We start from the raw sequence: 15,349 nt of genomic DNA, 5'->3' as shown, positions 1-15,349 counted from the left end.
GATCCGGCGTCGCGGGGCGGAATTGGCTTTCGGTGTGGTCGGGACAGCGCCTACCGTCATTGCCGACGCGTCACCCGAAGCTGTGAGGAGGTGGGATTCATGCCGGTCGCAGTGCGCGTGGCCCCCGTTTCCACTTCTGAACCCCACTTCTGACGACAAAGGGCTGACATGACCTTCGATCTCGCGTCCCTGGGTTGGGACGCGTCACTGGCCGCCGCGTACCCGGACCGCGGCGATGAACTCCGACCCGGCCGGGTGGCCCGGGCAGACCGGGGAGTGTGCACGGTGCTCTGCGCCGACGGTCCGGTGCGGGCCAGTCTCGGCGGCGGGGTGCTGATCGCGGCGGCGCGGGACGCCGTCAACCTGCCCTGCGCGGGCGACTGGACGCTGGTCCGGAGTTGGCCGGACCAGCGGTTGACGGTGGAGGCGGTGCTGCCCCGGCGTACCGCGATCGTGCGCCGGACCGCCGACAAGGACTCGACCGGGCAGGTGCTGGCGGCCAACGCCGACGCCGCCGCCGTGATCGAGCCGCTGCACCCCGAGCCGGACGTGGGTCGGATCGAGCGGCTGCTCGCGCTGGCCTGGGAGTCGGGGGCACAGCCACTGCTGGTGCTGACCAAGTGTGATCTGGTCGCCGACCCGGTGGCCGTCGCCGCCCAGCTCGCCGAGGTGGCGCCGGGAGTGGCGGTGCTGCCGGTGAGCGCCCAGCGGGGGACCGGGTTGGCCCAGCTGCGCCCGTGGGTCGCCGCCGGTCGTACGCTCGCGCTGCTCGGACCGTCGGGTGCGGGCAAGTCGACGCTGGTCAACGCGTTGGCCGGGGCGACGGTGATGACCACCCAGGGGGTACGCGGGGTGGACGGCAAGGGTCGGCACACCACCACCCACCGGGAACTGATCCTGATTCCGGGCGGTGGAGCCGTGCTCGACACCCCCGGGGTGCGGGCGGTCGGTCTGCTCGACGCGGCGGCCGGCCTGGACCAGGCGTTCGCGGACGTCGCGGAGCTGATCGCCGCGTGCCGGTTCGCCGACTGCGGGCACCGGGGCGAGCCCGGCTGCGCGGTCCGGTCCGCGCTGGAGTCCGGCGACCTGGCTCCGCGCCGGTGGGCGAGTTGGCAGAAGCTCCAGCGTGAGGTCGCCTTCGAGATGCGGCGCCGGGACGCCCGGCTGTCCGCCGAGGAGCGGCAGCGGTGGAAGCGGATTCACAAGGAGCACCGGAGGCGGGCAGGGCCGGCCCGTTGAGCTGCGGGAATGTCCGGGGGCGGGAAACTGTCATACGCCGGGGCTAGAGTTGCCGAGGCGCTTCTCTGCGCCGCTGAATCGGACAGAACATATCTTTTCTCCCCGGGAGTACGCGGACAGTGGCCGACCGACTGATCATCCGTGGCGCGCGTGAGCACAACCTGCGTGACGTCAACCTTGACCTGCCGCGTGACGCAATGATCGTCTTCACCGGGCTCTCCGGGTCCGGTAAATCCAGCCTGGCCTTCGACACGATCTTCGCCGAGGGCCAGCGTCGCTACGTCGAGTCGTTGTCGTCGTACGCCCGGCAGTTCCTCGGCCAGATGGACAAACCGGACGTCGACTTCATCGAGGGCCTGAGCCCGGCGGTCTCGATCGACCAGAAGTCGACCTCCCGTAACCCGCGGTCCACGGTCGGCACGATCACCGAGGTCTACGACTACCTCCGGCTGCTCTTCGCCCGGGTGGGCGAGCCGCACTGCCCGATCTGCGGCGAGCGGATCTCCAAGCAGAGCCCGCAGCAGATCGTCGACCGGGTGCTGGCGATGGAGGACGGCACCCGGTTCATGGTGCTGGCCCCGGTGGTGCGCGGCCGCAAGGGGGAGTACGTCGACCTCTTCGCCGAACTGCAGTCCAAGGGCTACGCGCGGGCCCGGGTCGACGGCGTGGTCTATCCGCTGACCGAGCCGCCCAAGCTGAAGAAGCAGGAGAAGCACACCATCGAGGTGGTGGTCGACCGGCTCACCGTCAAGGCGAGCGCCAAGCAGCGGCTCACCGACTCGGTCGAGGCCACGCTCGGGCTCTCCGGCGGGCTGGTCCTGCTCGACTTCGTCGACCTGCCCGAGGACGACCCGCAGCGGGAGCGCCGCTACTCCGAGCACCTGGCCTGCCCCAACGACCACCCGCTGGCGATCGAGGACCTCGAACCCCGGGTTTTCTCCTTCAACGCCCCCTACGGCGCCTGCCCCGAGTGCACCGGGCTGGGCACCAAGAAGGAGGTCGACGCCGACCTGATCGTCCCGGATCCGGAGCGCTCCCTGCGGGAGGGCGCGATCCAGCCGTGGTCCGGCGGGCAGACCCAGGAATACTTCATGCGCCTGCTGGAGGCGCTGGGCGAGGCCGAGCACTTCGACGTTGACACCCCGTGGCGGGCGTTGCCCTCGCGGGCGCAGAAGACCATCCTGCACGGCTCCGGCGACCAGGTGCACGTGCGCTACCGCAACAAGTACGGCCGCGAGCGCTCCTACTACACCGGCTTCGAGGGCGTGGTGCAGTGGATCGAGCGCCGGCACACCGACACCGAGTCGGACTGGTCCCGGGACAAGTACGAGGGCTACATGCGGGACGTCCCCTGTCCGGTCTGTCGGGGCAGCCGGCTCAAGCCCGAGGTGCTGGCGGTCACGCTGGGCGGGCGGAACATCGCCGAGGTCTGTGCGCTGTCGGTCGGCGAGTGCGCCGACCTGCTCGGCGCGATGACCCTCACCGACCGGCAGAAGATGATCGCCGAGCGGGTGCTCAAGGAGATCAACGCCCGACTGCGGTTCCTGGTCGACGTCGGCCTGGACTACCTGTCGCTGGACCGGCCCGCCGGCACGCTCTCCGGCGGCGAGGCGCAGCGGATCCGGCTCGCCACCCAGATCGGTTCCGGCCTGGTCGGGGTGCTGTACGTACTGGACGAGCCGTCGATCGGGCTGCACCAGCGGGACAACCACCGGCTGATCGAGACGCTGGTCCGGCTCAAGGGGCTGGGCAACACCCTGATCGTGGTGGAGCACGACGAGGACACCATCCGGACCGCGGACTGGATCGTCGACATCGGGCCGGGGGCCGGTGAGCACGGCGGAGCGATCGTGCACAGCGGCTCGGTCTCCGACCTGCTGACCAACCCCGAGTCGGTGACCGGGGCCTACCTCTCGGGTCGCCGGTCGATCCCCACTCCGCAGGGGCGCCGGCCGCAGACGCCGGGTCGGGAGCTGGTGGTGCAGGGGGCGCGGGAGCACAACCTGCGCAACCTCACCGTGTCGTTCCCGCTCGGCCAGTTCATCGCGGTCACCGGGGTCAGCGGCTCGGGCAAGTCGACGCTGGTCAACGACATCCTCTACGCGGTGCTGGCCAACCAGATCAACGGTGCCCGGCTGGTGCCCGGCCGGCACACCCGGATCAGTGGTATCGAGCACGTCGACAAGGTGGTCGGAGTCGACCAGTCGCCGATCGGGCGTACCCCGCGATCCAATCCGGCCACCTACACCGGGGTCTGGGACCACGTCCGCAAGCTCTTCGCCGAGACCACCGAGGCGAAGGTACGCGGCTACGGGCCGGGCCGGTTCTCGTTCAACGTCAAGGGCGGCCGGTGCGAGGCGTGCAGCGGCGACGGCACGATCAAGATCGAGATGAACTTCCTGCCGGACGTCTACGTCCCGTGCGAGGTCTGCAAGGGCGCCCGCTACAACCGGGAGACCCTGGAGGTGCACTACAAGGGCCGTACGGTCTCCGACATCCTGGAGATGCCGATCGAGGAGGCGTCCGAGTTCTTCTCGGCGATCCCGGCCATCCACCGGCACCTGAAGACTCTGGTCGACGTCGGCCTCGGCTACGTCCGGCTCGGCCAGCCGGCACCCACGCTCTCCGGCGGTGAGGCGCAGCGGGTCAAGCTCGCCTCCGAGCTGCAGAAGCGGTCCACCGGACGCACCGTGTACGTGCTCGACGAGCCGACCACCGGCCTGCACTTCGAGGACATCCGCAAGCTCCTCGGGGTGTTGGACAGCCTGGTGGACAAGGGCAACACGGTGGTCGTCATCGAGCACAACCTCGACGTGATCAAGACCGCCGACTGGCTGATCGACATGGGCCCCGAGGGCGGGTACCGGGGCGGCATGGTCCTGGCCGCCGGCACCCCGGAGGAGTTGGCCAACGTACCGGACAGCCACACCGGGGAGTTCCTGCGCCCGGTGCTGGGACTCACCGGCCCGGCCCAGGGGGCGACCGCCGCCATCGGACGGGCGACCAAGGCCAACGGCGGGGCCGCGAAGACCAACGGCGGTCCGACCAGGGCCATCGGCGCGAGCACGAAGGCGGCCGGCAGCACCGCGAAGGTGACCGAAGCCGCGAAGGCGCCCGGCAGCACCGCGAAGGCGACCGGCACCGCCAAGGGCAATGGCACCGCCAAGGACAACGGCACCGCGAAGGACAATGGCACCGCGAAGGCGACCGGCGCGGCGAAGGCCGACGGCGGCGGGGTGAAGGCGGCGGCCGGCGCGAGCGCGAAGGGCGCGAAGAGCGGAAAGACCGTGGCCGCGAAGGCGACGCAGCCGAAGAGTGCCGCCCGGGTCCGGCGTACCGGAGCGTCCTGAGGATGGTCCAATTGAACCGGTTGGTGGATATCCCCGTGTCTTCGGTCGTGGCCGCGAACGACCAAGGCACGCGGCGCCGAAAGAAAGGCTAGGTATGAGTGACGATCAGGCCGTAACCGGTTCGGGCCCGCAGACCCGACGGACGCTACTGGCGGGTGCGGGTGCGGTGGGGGTATCCGTGGTGCTTGCCGCGTGCGGCACGGGCGACGACGACGCCCTCGACGGGGGCACGGACAGCACCCCTTCGGCGGGCGGCGCCCCGGCCACCGGTGGCTCGGCGAGCGCGCCGGCCGCGAACGGTGGGGGCAACGCGCTGGCCAAGAAGAGTGAGATCCCGGTCGGCGGCGGCAAGATCATCCAGGATCAGCAGATCGTGGTGACCCAGCCCACCGAGGGCGAGTTCAAGGCCTTCAGCTCGATCTGCACTCACCAGCAGTGCCCGGTGACCAGCGTCGACGGCGGCACGATCAACTGCAGCTGCCACGGCAGCAAGTTCGCCGTCGCGGACGGCTCGGTCAAGACCGGTCCGGCGAGCAAGAAGCTGGAAGAGAAGAAGGTCACGGTCGACGGCGACAACATCGTCCTGGCCTGAGCCGGGAACCGTCTGGCGCGGCCGGCCGTCCGCCGCCGCCGCGCCAGACGGTGGCGACCGATCTTGACAGGGGTACGGACTACGCTTGTCGACGTGCCCGACCCCGCTACCTACCGCCCGGCACCGGGCACGATTCCCGACGTGCCCGGGGTGTACCGGTTTCGTGATCCGACCGGCCGGGTGATCTACGTCGGCAAGGCGAAGAGCCTGCGCAGCCGACTCAACTCCTACTTCGGCGACGTCTGGAACCTGCACCAGCGCACCCAGCAGATGGTCACCACCGCGGCGAGCGTGGACTGGGTCACGGTCGGCACCGAGGTCGAGGCGCTCCAGCTCGAATACCTGTGGATCAAGCAGTACGACCCCCGGTTCAACGTCCGCTACCGCGACGACAAGTCCTACCCCTACCTCGCGGTCACCCTGGACGAGGAGTTTCCCCGGCTCCAGGTGATGCGGGGAGTCAAGCGCAAGGGGGTGCGCTACTTCGGGCCGTACTCGCACGCCTGGGCGATCCGCGAGACGCTGGACCTCCTGCTCCGGGTCTTTCCGGCCCGGACCTGCTCGTCCGGGGTGTTCAAGCGGCAGGGGCAGATCGGCCGCCCGTGCCTGCTCGGCGACATCGGCAAGTGCTCGGCCCCGTGCGTCGGCCGGGCCTCCGCCGACGAGCACCGGCAGATCGTCGACGAGTTCTGCGACTTCATGGGCGGTCGTACCGATCAGATGGTCCGCCGGCTGGAACGCGAGATGGGCGAGGCCAGCGAGCAGTTGGAGTTCGAGAAGGCCGCCCGGCTGCGCGACGACGTCGCGGCGCTGCGCCGGGCGATGGAGAAGCAGACCGTGGTCTTCGGCGACGGCACCGACGCCGACGTCGTCGCGTTCGCCGAGGACCCGCTGGAGGCGGCGGTCCAGGTCTTCCACGTCCGGGACGGACGGGTACGCGGCCAGCGCGGCTGGGTGGTGGAGAAGGTCGAGGACCTGAGCACCGGAGACCTGGTGCACCACTTCTGCTCCCAGGTCTACGGCGAGGCAGAGGGGGAGGGGGACGTACCCCGGGAGTTGCTGGTGCCGGCGCTGCCGGCGGACGCGGATGCGCTGGCCGACTGGCTGTCGGCGCGCCGGGGCAGCCGGGTGACCCTGCGGGTGCCGCAGCGCGGGGACAAGAAGACGTTGCTGGAGACGGTGGCCCGGAACGCCGGCGAGGCGTTGACCCGGCACAAGCTGCGTCGGGCCGGCGACCTGACCACCCGCAGCGAGGCGCTCGACGAGATCACCGAGGCGCTGGGTCTGCGGACCGCCCCGCTGCGCATCGAGTGCTACGACGTCTCCCAGATCCAGGGCACCGACGTGGTGGCCAGCATGGTCGTCTTCGAGGACGGTCTGGCCCGGAAGAGCGAGTACCGGCGGTTCGCGGTACGCGGGGCCACCGACGACCTGTCGGCGCTCTCCGAGGTGCTGCGCCGACGCTTCTCCCGCTATCTCCAGACCCGTGGCGAGACAGGTGAGCTGGGCGAGGAGATGGCCTCGGACCCGGACCGCCCCGGCGTCGACCCGACCACCGGCCGGCCCCGGAAGTTCGCCTACCCACCCCAGTTGGTGGTGGTGGACGGTGGGCAACCGCAGGTCGCGGCGGCAGCGGCGGTGCTGGCCGAGTTGGGCATCGACGACATCGCGCTCTGCGGGCTGGCCAAGCGGCTGGAGGAGGTGTGGCTGCCTGGCGACGAGTTCCCGGTCATCCTGCCCCGGACCTCGGAGGGGCTGTACCTGCTGCAACGGGTCCGGGACGAGGCCCACCGGTTCGCCATCGCCTTCCATCGGCAGCGCCGGTCCAAGCGGATGACGACGTCGGGACTGGACCAGGTTCCCGGACTGGGCGAGATACGCCGAAAGGCCCTGCTGCGGCACTTCGGGTCGGTCAAGCGGCTCACGGCCGCCACGGTCGAGGAGATCGCCGAGGTGCCCGGCGTCGGTCGACGTACCGCCGAGGCGATCGTCGCGGCCCTGCGTCCGACGGAGGCTCCCGAAGCCCGGTGACGTGTCACCGGGCGGGCGCCCCCGCCGGACCGGGGCCGTCGGCTGAAGCTGCGGAACGGCTCAGTACGTCTCGGCGAGCGGTACGGCGAAGACGACGCGTTTGTCGATCACCGCGCCGTTCGGGTCGACGTAGTGTTCGGTCGCGGTCCAGATCCGGCCCGCTCCGATCCCGGTCCCGGACCCGCTGTGCTCGTGGTAGAGGTCCTCACCGCCGATGCCCCAGCTCCAGGTCGCCATCGGGGTGTTGACCGGCCCGCTGAAGAGGAAGCTGTGCTTGTCGGCCGAGGAGCGGCCCAGGTAGTAGACGCCGTCCCAGGTCTGCACGCCCTGGATGTTCGACTTGGGGATGGTCACCGCGTCGACCGGTACGGCCTTGCCGGCGCTCAGCGTCAACTGCCGGGTGGACGAGTCGACCGGATAGCGGAGCACCCGGCCACCCACGACGTTGAGGTTGGCGGTGTCGACGTTGTTGCGGTACTCGCCGGCCACCAGGGTGTCCGGGGTGGTGCTGCGGTCCAGCGTCAGCGACGAGAAGCAGAACGACGACGTCGCCGGTACGCAGGCACTCTGCACGTTCGCCTGCCGGTATACGCCGATCTGCGGCAGCACGTACGAGTAGCCGTGTCCCTTGTAGACCCCGCCGTGCAGGCCGACCAGCTGACCGTCGGCCGCGTCCACCCAGAGGAACTTGCGCATGTCGAAGACCCGGATTCCGACCGCCGTGTCGGTGACGTAGAGGTAGTTGCCCAGCCAGGCGATGCCGCCGGCGTGGATGCCCGCAGACCGGTAGTTGGGCGTGCTGGTCTTGGTCGGCTCGACCAGCAGCACCTGGCGGTACCGTCCGGTGGTCCGGTCCACCATGGAGAGCCGGGCGCCCTTGTCGTACGAGGTGCCGGCGATGGTGGCGGAGTAGTGCGAGGCGACGATCATCACCCGGTCGTCGCCCCAGATGTGGTCGTCGTCCGCGTCCGAGGAGCCGGTGATGCCCTGCGGCATCCAGTGTTTGGCGGAGCTGTCCTCGGCGTTCCAGCAGAACCGGTCGGACGAGCTGATGATCTGTTCCGGGGTGAGCGGGATGTCGGTCCGGGCGTAGTGCTCCGGCCGGGCGAGCAGTTGGCTGCTGTTGCAGGAGGTGACGGACCGGTTGGCGGTGTCCAGCACCGTTGCGACGTTGTCCGCGCCGATCCGGTTGGCCAGCGCGTTGGCGTAGCTGGTGAGGCTGAAGTCGGGGGTCAGGGCGAAGGCGGCGCCACTGCGTGCGGTGACCTGACTGAGCCGTACGTCGGCTGCGCTCGCAGCGGGCGGCGACGCCGCGATCCCGCCCACCAGCACCAGGAGGCCCGTCGCGAAGAAGGAAAGTTTCCGTCGGGTACGCATCGGCAAAGGTTATCGCCAACACGGTCAGGACGACAACGGCGTCGATCAATCTCGAACCCGTGCTGCTCGCGCTGGTAAATGGATGGGACATCGAGGACCATGAGGTTGGTGACTGGTCTTCGGGTGGAACGGGCGAGTGTCGTCTGGCGACTGCTGGTCGCTGTCGACGTGGTTGTCGTAACGGTGTTCGCGGTCACCGCGGCCATCGAGCCGTACCAGGTGCTCGAAGACGAGGGCATGGAAATTCAGAATTTCCAGGGCCTGCTGCCCACCGTGATCGTGGTGGTGCTGCGCTGGATGGTGCTGGCCGCCGAGCGGCGCCTGTTGGCGGTGGCGCAGGGCCGCCTCGTGTTCGCCGGTCGGGTTGCCTCACTGATCGGGTTCTACTACCTCGCACAGTGGATGTTCCACGATGCCTACGGGCGTTGGTACGAGGTGGTACTCGGCTACGCGCTCGTCGGCGTCGCAGGCCTCGGGCTGGCCGCGCTGGTCTACCACCTGCCACGGCTCTGGTCGGTGAGGTCCGCCCGGAGCCCCCGGCCCGACGACGGGTCGACGAGCGAGGTGGCCACGACGACGAGCGAGGTCGCTACGACCCGCGAGAGCCTCCCGGCGGCCGGCCGACGTGGTGAACTGACCCGGGCCTCCCTGTTCGATCTCGTCGGCGTGTTTCTGGGCGTCACCGGCCTCCTCATGAGCGTGACGGACATGTCCCGGCTCGGACTGGCGGTATTTGTCGGCGTCCTGGCCGTCGGCGGCATCGCGCTGTTCCACCGACGCCGACAAGGCTGAGCGAGTACGTCCACGCGGCCCGCCAACGCCGAGGGTCTGGTGCAGCCTGGGGCGCTCTGGATGCGGAGTCCGGAGGCAATCCAGGGCCTACCCGGTCCCCGGGGGGCCGGCCGATGAATGTTGGCGTGGGAGGCGTTAGATGTCTGCGTGGCTGTGCGACTGGACATCGACGCGATCCGCAACGCCGTAGCACCCTCCACCCTTAAGGACGCGGAAAAGCTGCTGGAGTCGGGACGACTGGGGGAGATCACGCCGTTTGGCGGCGGCGCCTCCTGTGTGCTCGATCGGGGAAGCCAGCCCGGCTACGAGGTGTGGGTGGGAGTGGTCGGCGGCGAGTTCACCGCCGAGTGCGATTGTGGCGGCGAACCCGCCGATCCCGACGAACTCTGTGTGCACGCCGTGGCACTCACCCTCGGTGCGCTCCGGGACGACTTCGCCTGGTCATCGGTGGCCACCCCGCCAGCACAGATCGCGGTCGACCCCGAGGTACGCCGACTGGCCGAGATCGCGGCCACCATTCCGGCCCGCCGGCTGGCCATGCTGATCGGCGAGCACGCGGCGCAGGATCGACATCTGGCGACCCGGCTGCTGACGTACGCCGGACGGTTGGGGGCGCCCACCGACACCGAGTTGGCCAACGCTCGCCGGACCATCGACAACCTGGCGAACGACGCCACGGCGGGGGAGTGGGAGCTGCACGATGTCGTGAAGGCCGGACAGTGGATCGTGGACGAGTTGGAGCTCCTGGTCCAGCGCTTGGCCAACGACGGGATCCTCGACGTGGTCGAGCACGCGGCTGAGGTCTGGGACGACCTGGCACGTCACCTCTACGACGCACGCCACGGCTATGACGACGAAGCGGAGGAGATCGGTGACGCGGTGCGCGCTGTCCACCTCCGGCTCTGTGAAGCGTTGCAACCCGACCCGGACGACCTGCGGGACAGGGTGGCGGAGATCGTCACGGCGGCCGAGTTCACCTCGTGCCTCGACCGGCCGGAGGATTATCTTCCGCTGCTGTCGGGCGGCCTTCGCGGCTGAGACAAATCACCCGGCAGGCGTTGTCGGGCGGACTCCGGGCACCCCGCGTCGCGGGTCCAGAGCCAATCCGTGATCAACTCGCGCCGGGGCCCGGTCGGCGGAATGTTGGCGGCTAGTCGGTCGTTACATTACCCGTACGACCGAGTACCACGGCGTGTGAGCTGGGCTGTTGGGTGGCGGGCCGGGAATGATCCAGGGCCCCCGGTCGTTACATATAGTGTTCGCCCGAGCACCCCCCCGCTCGGGCGTTCCTGTCCCCGGGGTCTTCGGGCTCTGGTGCGGACATCTCCATTGACATCCCGCATCCCCCGTGGGGTGTTCATCCCCGAATGGAAGGCAACCATCGTGAACACGACTCTGTTCAGCCGATGGCTCCCGGCCATCGAGCAGACTTCGATCATCCGTAAGAGCGCCCTGGGCCTGGCCGGTCTGGCCTTTGTCGGCGGCGCGGTCGCCGGTCCGGCGATGGCGGCACAGGCCGCCCCGGAGCAGGGCCAGCCGGTGTCGGTGGCCCAGGCGGTGGCCAACTCGGTCAAGGGCGACAAGGACCGGGATTCCAAGGCCAAGCCGGCCCGGGACAAGCTGGTTCCGCACGGTGTGCAGGGCGAGCAGCAGTCGATCCGGCTCTCGGGTGAGCAGTCCGGCAACGTGAAGGCGATCGTGAAGGCCACGAAGAAGGCTGGTCTGGACGAGCGTGCCGCCGTGATCGCGGTCGGTACGAGCCTCCAGGAGTCGAAGTTGGAGAACCTGGGTCACCTGGGTGACCGCAACGACCACGACTCGCTGGGTCTGTTCCAGCAGCGGCCGTCCTCGGGTTGGGGTTCGCCGGACCAGATCACCGATCCGGAGTACTCCACCACCGCGTTCCTCAAGGGCCTGAGGCAGGTCGACGGCTGGCAGAACCTGCCGCTGACCGACGCCGCGCAGAAGGTGCAGGTCTCGGCGTACCCGGACGCGTACGCCAAGTGGGAGAACCAGGCTGCCGACCTCGTCGCCAGCGCCTGGACCAACAGCTAAGCCACCGCATCATCCGCTGGCCGGGTCCCCACCATCGGGGACCCGGCCGGTGGCGTCTCCGGCTCGGATCGCACCGGGCCGGTTCGGCGTACCGGCGTGCGGCGGCGGTACTCGGTCGCCAGCAACTCCAACGCCTGGTAGACCTCGCCCCCGGCCAGGACCCGGCGATCCTCGACGTACCCCCGGCACAGCTCGAAGCACCGGGTCATCGTGCCGCCGCGCAGGTTCAGTAGCAGCGGCACGTCGACCAGGCCGCGTACGGCGAGCACGGCCAGGAACTCGTAGTAGTCGAGCAGTGGAAGCACGTGCTCCTCGTCGTCGTCGGTCAGGTCGGCACCGACCGGCCGGTGCGCGCTGATCCGGCGGGCCATCCAGACGTCCGCCTGGCTGAGTGGATCCGCGCTCTGGAATGCGGTGATCAGGCCGACCGTGTACTGCCGGCGCTGCGACTGCCGCTGCTGGAGTACGGTGACCGCCCCGAACACCACGGCGATCAGGATCGACGCCGCCGTCTCGTTGATCTCGCCACCGGTACGCAGGAACGTGAACCCGGTCCAGGCCAGCGCGGCGAGTCCGATCGCCTGCACCACCAGCCGGAGCGGCCGGCGGGACAGCCGCCATCGCATTCGCTGCCGGCGCAGTGTCCCGGCCAGCCGCTTGCCGACATCGCCCATTTCTCCCCGCCCCATCGCGTCTACCGGCAGGATATCGACGGATGTCAGGTCAGCGTGGACCCGTCCGGCTCCGGCAGGTCGCGCAGCTTGGGGATCGGTGAGGGAAGCAACCAGAGCAACCCGGCGAGCGCACCGACCGTGGCGACCCAGAGCGTCGGACGTACCCCGATCCAGGCGCCCAGCGTGCCGCCCAGCAGGGCGCCCACCGGTCGGATGCCGTAGTTGACGGTGCGCTTCGCGCCGGTGACCCGGGCGAGCATGGTCTCCGGGATGGCGGCGGTCTGCAGCGAGCCGACGGTGATGTCCATCATCATCACGCCGAACCCGGCGAGGAACTCCGAGACGACCAGGGCACCCAGGATCAGCGGTGTCGGGCCGTCGGCGAGCGGCACCAGCACCAGGGGAGCGGGGAACAGGATGAAGCTCGACACGATCGTCGGGCCGATCCCGTACCGCCGGACGAGTCGACTGGTGATCGCGGCGCCGAGCAGTGCGCCCACCGAGCCCACCCCGATCACCAGGCCCAGCAGGCCGGGTGAGATGTGCAGTTCGGTGCTGACGTAGAGCACGAAGAGGGCGGCGAACATGTAGTTGAAGAGGTTCAGCGTGGTGGTGCTGAGCAGCGTCGTACGCAGGATCGGGGAGCGGACGATGAACCGCAGTCCCTGGCCGATGCCGAGGCCCGTACCCTCGGCCGGCGGCGGTTCCGTCGGTCGGATCCTGCTCAGGAACGCCGCCGAGACCAGGTACGACACCGCGTCGGCGACCAGTGCGACCGGTGCGGTGAGCACCTGGACGAGTACGCCGCCGACGCTCGGCCCCGCCACGTACGACATCGCCCGGCTGCCGTTGATCAGCGCGTTGGCGTCGACGTAGTCCTTCCGGGGCACCAGCGACACGAACAGGCTGCCGTGCGCGACCTCGAACAGCATCGCGAGGGTGCCGGTCAGGAACGCCACGACGTAGAGCTGGCCGAGGCTGAGTACGCCGAAGAGGTACGCCAGCGGTACGGCGGCGAGCAGCAGCGCCCGGCCGAGGTCGGCGAGCACCATCATCCGGCGCTTGTGCGGGTAGCGGTCCATCCAGGCGCCGACGACCAGTGAGAAGAGCAGGTTCGGAATCAGCGCGGCGGCGGTCAGGTAGCCCATCTCGGCGGGGCCGGCTCCGGTGCCGAGGACCGCCAGCAGGGGCAGGGCGAGCAGCGAGATCTGGTCGCCGAACATCGACACGGTCTGTGCCGACCAGTACCGCCGGAACGGCGCCTGCCGGAGCAGTACGGGAAACCAGCGCCGGGTACGCCGGACCGGAGCCTCCGGCGGGGTGAGCGTGCCGGTCACCGACCCGGCTCCGTCGCTGAGCCCGGCCCCGAGTCGGCGTCGTCGTCCGCATCCGCATCCGCATCCGCATCGTCGTCGGCGTCGGCGTCGGCGTCGAGGGCGGTGTCCGCGTCGGCGTCGGCGTCCGGGGCGGGGGTCGTGGCCGGCGACGCGGGTTCGGTCCCCGGCGGGGGTCCGGTGGGCACGAGCAGTTGGATGACGCCGACCGGCCGGGAGTCGGCGGGCCGGGTCGACGGGTCGTGCAGGCGCTCGTCGTACTCGGCGAGCAGGGCTTCGATCCGGCCGTTCAGGTCGGCCAGCTCCGCCGCCGTCACGTGCACCAGCGCGTCGCCGAAGCCGAGCACGGCCCGCCAGTCGACCGGTTCGAAGGCGCGCTCCGCCAGGTGTGCCCGGGCCCGGATGAAGTAGTGCTCCAGGATGCTCGCGTTCAGTTCGTTGGCCGCCGCGCGTACCGCCGGGTCGTCGGAGAGGTCGTCCCAGGTGGTGGAGCTCGCGGTGGCCCGCCATGGCCGTTCCCGCGCGTCGGCGCCCTCGGCCCGCTCGGCGAGGCCGTACCTGGCGAGCTGGCGCAGGTGGTAGGAGCAGTTCGGGACGCTCTCGTCGAGGCGCTCGGCGGCCTGGGTCGCCGTCATCGGGCCCTCCCGGCGGAGCAGCCCGACCAGCGTCATCCGCAGCGGGTGCGCGAACCCCCGGAGAGCACGCGGATCGGTCAGCCGAATCTCGGGCTTCATCATATTCTAAAGATATCTTTCTAGAGACCTCTTTAGCAAGTTTGGACGCCGGACCGCGCGGCCCCGGCGGCCGGCCGGATTGCGACGGCCGGGTAGATTACGTCTCCAACCTCGCCGGATGGTCGACCGCTCGGGAACGTGCCCATCGGCGCGTACCGTCGATCCGGCAGGCGTGCACGGCTGGGGGTGGAGCATGAGCGAAACGCGGGTGGCGACCGACGGCTCGCCGACGGGCGAGAAGCCCGAGGCGGAGCCGGGACCGGAGGGGGTACGACCGGTGCAGGTCCGATCCGAGGCGGACCCGACCCGGTCCGACACGGCCCTGGTCGTGGTGACCGGGGTCTCCGGCGGCGGTCGCAGCACCGTCGCCCGGGCGCTGGAGAACGTCGGCTTCTACGTCGTCGACAACCTGCCCCAGGCGCTCATGATCGACATGGCCGAACTGGCATTCCAGGCCGGCGGGGCGGCCCGGAAGACCGCGATGGTGCTCGACGTGCGCAGCCGGGCCTTCTCCACCGACCTCGCCGGGGCGATCCGGGCACTCAAGGAGCGTGGCTTCCAGCCCCGGGTGGTCTTCGTGGACGCCGACGACGAGGTACTGATCCGGCGCTTCGAGAGCGTCCGGCGCTCGCATCCGCTCCAGGGGGACGGTCGGCTCGCCGACGGCATCGCGGTCGAGCGGGGGCTGCTCGAAGAGGCCCGCGACCTGGCCGACGTGATCATCGACACCAGCCACCTCAACGTGAACCAGCTCCGGCGCCGGGTGGAGGAGTTGTTCGGCGGCGAGGACGCCCGTCGGCTGCGGGTCACGGTGCTCTCCTTCGGCTTCAAGTACGGCCTGCCGCCGGACGCCGACTTCGTGCTCGACGCCAGGTTCCTACCCAACCCGTACTGGGTGACGGAGCTGCGCGAGCACACCGGTCGGGACGAGGACGTCAGCCGGTACGTACTCGGGCAGCGTGGCGCGGTGACCTTCGTCGAGACGTACGCCCGGTTGATCAACGCGACGGCGCCCGGTTTCGAGCGCGAGGGGAAGCGCTACCTGACGGTGGCCGTCGGCTGCACCGGCGGCAAGCACCGTAGCGTGGCGATCGCCGAGGAACTCGCCTCCCGACTCCGGCAGGCCCGGCTCGCCGCCAACGCGCAGCACCGCGACCTGGGGCGCGAGTGA

The 15,349-nt window shown here is 70.1% G+C and carries 11 protein-coding genes and 1 pseudogene; 8 read left to right on the top strand and 4 right to left on the bottom strand.

The window, feature by feature from the left end:
* Nucleotides 1-168: 168 nt before the first annotated feature.
* From rsgA to uvrC, 4 genes and pseudogenes are all read left to right on the top strand, one after another.
* Nucleotides 169-1,239 carry a ribosome small subunit-dependent GTPase A gene (gene rsgA / locus H4W31_RS38565; protein WP_192771112.1) on the top strand — a complete coding sequence of 357 codons (1,071 nt, stop codon included), beginning with the start codon at nt 169-171 and terminating at the stop codon, nt 1,237-1,239.
* 119 nt (nt 1,240-1,358) lie between these two features.
* Nucleotides 1,359-4,292, top strand: a pseudogene (uvrA, locus tag H4W31_RS38560) (excinuclease ABC subunit UvrA); the annotation flags it as partial.
* A 391-nt stretch (nt 4,293-4,683) separates the two neighbouring features.
* Nucleotides 4,684-5,181, top strand: coding sequence for a Rieske (2Fe-2S) protein (locus H4W31_RS38555; protein ID WP_192771111.1), 498 nt, complete (start codon nt 4,684-4,686; stop codon nt 5,179-5,181).
* Between the two features lie 93 nt (nt 5,182-5,274).
* A complete protein-coding gene (gene uvrC, locus H4W31_RS38550) occupies nt 5,275-7,212 on the top strand; it encodes an excinuclease ABC subunit UvrC (protein WP_192771110.1) in 1,938 nt (645 codons plus the stop codon).
* 60 nt (nt 7,213-7,272) lie between these two features.
* On the opposite strand, the gene H4W31_RS38545 is transcribed toward uvrC, so the two are convergent.
* Nucleotides 7,273-8,589: a hypothetical protein gene (locus H4W31_RS38545; protein WP_192771109.1), complete on the bottom strand. Its 1,317-nt coding sequence runs from the start codon at nt 8,587-8,589 to the stop codon at nt 7,273-7,275.
* A 108-nt stretch (nt 8,590-8,697) separates the two neighbouring features.
* Between H4W31_RS38545 and H4W31_RS38540 the strand changes: the two genes are divergently transcribed.
* The 3 genes from H4W31_RS38540 (at nt 8,698) to H4W31_RS38530 (ending at nt 11,436) form a co-directional block, all read left to right on the top strand.
* Nucleotides 8,698-9,381: a hypothetical protein gene (locus H4W31_RS38540; protein WP_192771108.1), complete on the top strand. Its 684-nt coding sequence runs from the start codon at nt 8,698-8,700 to the stop codon at nt 9,379-9,381.
* Between the two features lie 147 nt (nt 9,382-9,528).
* Nucleotides 9,529-10,419, top strand: a complete 891-nt coding sequence (locus tag H4W31_RS38535) for a hypothetical protein (protein WP_192771107.1) — start codon at nt 9,529-9,531, stop codon at nt 10,417-10,419.
* Nucleotides 10,420-10,764: 345 nt separating this feature from the next.
* Nucleotides 10,765-11,436, top strand: a complete 672-nt coding sequence (locus H4W31_RS38530) for a hypothetical protein (RefSeq protein WP_318783649.1) — start codon at nt 10,765-10,767, stop codon at nt 11,434-11,436.
* Here H4W31_RS38530 and H4W31_RS38525 read toward each other — a convergent pair.
* Genes H4W31_RS38525 through H4W31_RS38515 form a run of 3 tightly spaced genes read right to left on the bottom strand, consistent with a single transcriptional unit; the run spans nt 11,433 to nt 14,181 of the window.
* A complete protein-coding gene (locus H4W31_RS38525; RefSeq protein ID WP_192771106.1) occupies nt 11,433-12,125 on the bottom strand; it encodes a DUF4760 domain-containing protein in 693 nt (230 codons plus the stop codon). The genes H4W31_RS38530 and H4W31_RS38525 overlap by 4 nt on opposite strands.
* 29 nt (nt 12,126-12,154) lie before the next feature.
* Nucleotides 12,155-13,447 carry an MFS transporter gene (locus H4W31_RS38520; RefSeq protein ID WP_192771105.1) on the bottom strand — a complete coding sequence of 431 codons (1,293 nt, stop codon included), beginning with the start codon at nt 13,445-13,447 and terminating at the stop codon, nt 12,155-12,157.
* Nucleotides 13,444-14,181, bottom strand: a complete 738-nt coding sequence (locus H4W31_RS38515) for a helix-turn-helix domain-containing protein (RefSeq protein ID WP_318783648.1) — start codon at nt 14,179-14,181, stop codon at nt 13,444-13,446. The genes H4W31_RS38520 and H4W31_RS38515 overlap by 4 nt, the downstream gene beginning before the upstream one ends.
* A gap of 190 nt (nt 14,182-14,371) precedes the next feature.
* On the opposite strand from H4W31_RS38515, the gene rapZ reads away from it, so the two are divergent.
* Nucleotides 14,372-15,349 (top strand): RNase adapter RapZ, encoded by a 978-nt coding sequence (rapZ, locus tag H4W31_RS38510; protein WP_225945903.1) that lies wholly within the window; start codon nt 14,372-14,374, stop codon nt 15,347-15,349.

Origin of the sequence: Plantactinospora soyae, assembly GCF_014874095.1 — a bacterium.
Lineage (GTDB): Bacteria > Actinomycetota > Actinomycetes > Mycobacteriales > Micromonosporaceae > Plantactinospora > Plantactinospora soyae.
The sequence above is the reverse complement of the archived record's forward strand: the minus strand, read 5'-3'. Positions and strand labels throughout refer to the sequence as shown.

What these genes read in the sequence shown, in the direction of transcription:
- rsgA (WP_192771112.1), top strand. Translation starts at nt 169, where the DNA reads ATGACCTTCGATCTCGCGTCCCTGGGTTGGGACGCGTCACTGGCCGCC.
- H4W31_RS38555 (WP_192771111.1), top strand. Translation starts at nt 4,684, where the DNA reads ATGAGTGACGATCAGGCCGTAACCGGTTCGGGCCCGCAGACCCGACGG.
- H4W31_RS38545 (WP_192771109.1), bottom strand. Translation starts at nt 8,589, where the DNA reads ATGCGTACCCGACGGAAACTTTCCTTCTTCGCGACGGGCCTCCTGGTG.
- H4W31_RS38525 (WP_192771106.1), bottom strand. Translation starts at nt 12,125, where the DNA reads ATGGGGCGGGGAGAAATGGGCGATGTCGGCAAGCGGCTGGCCGGGACA.
- H4W31_RS38515 (WP_318783648.1), bottom strand. Translation starts at nt 14,181, where the DNA reads ATGATGAAGCCCGAGATTCGGCTGACCGATCCGCGTGCTCTCCGGGGG.
- rapZ (WP_225945903.1), top strand. Translation starts at nt 14,372, where the DNA reads ATGAGCGAAACGCGGGTGGCGACCGACGGCTCGCCGACGGGCGAGAAG.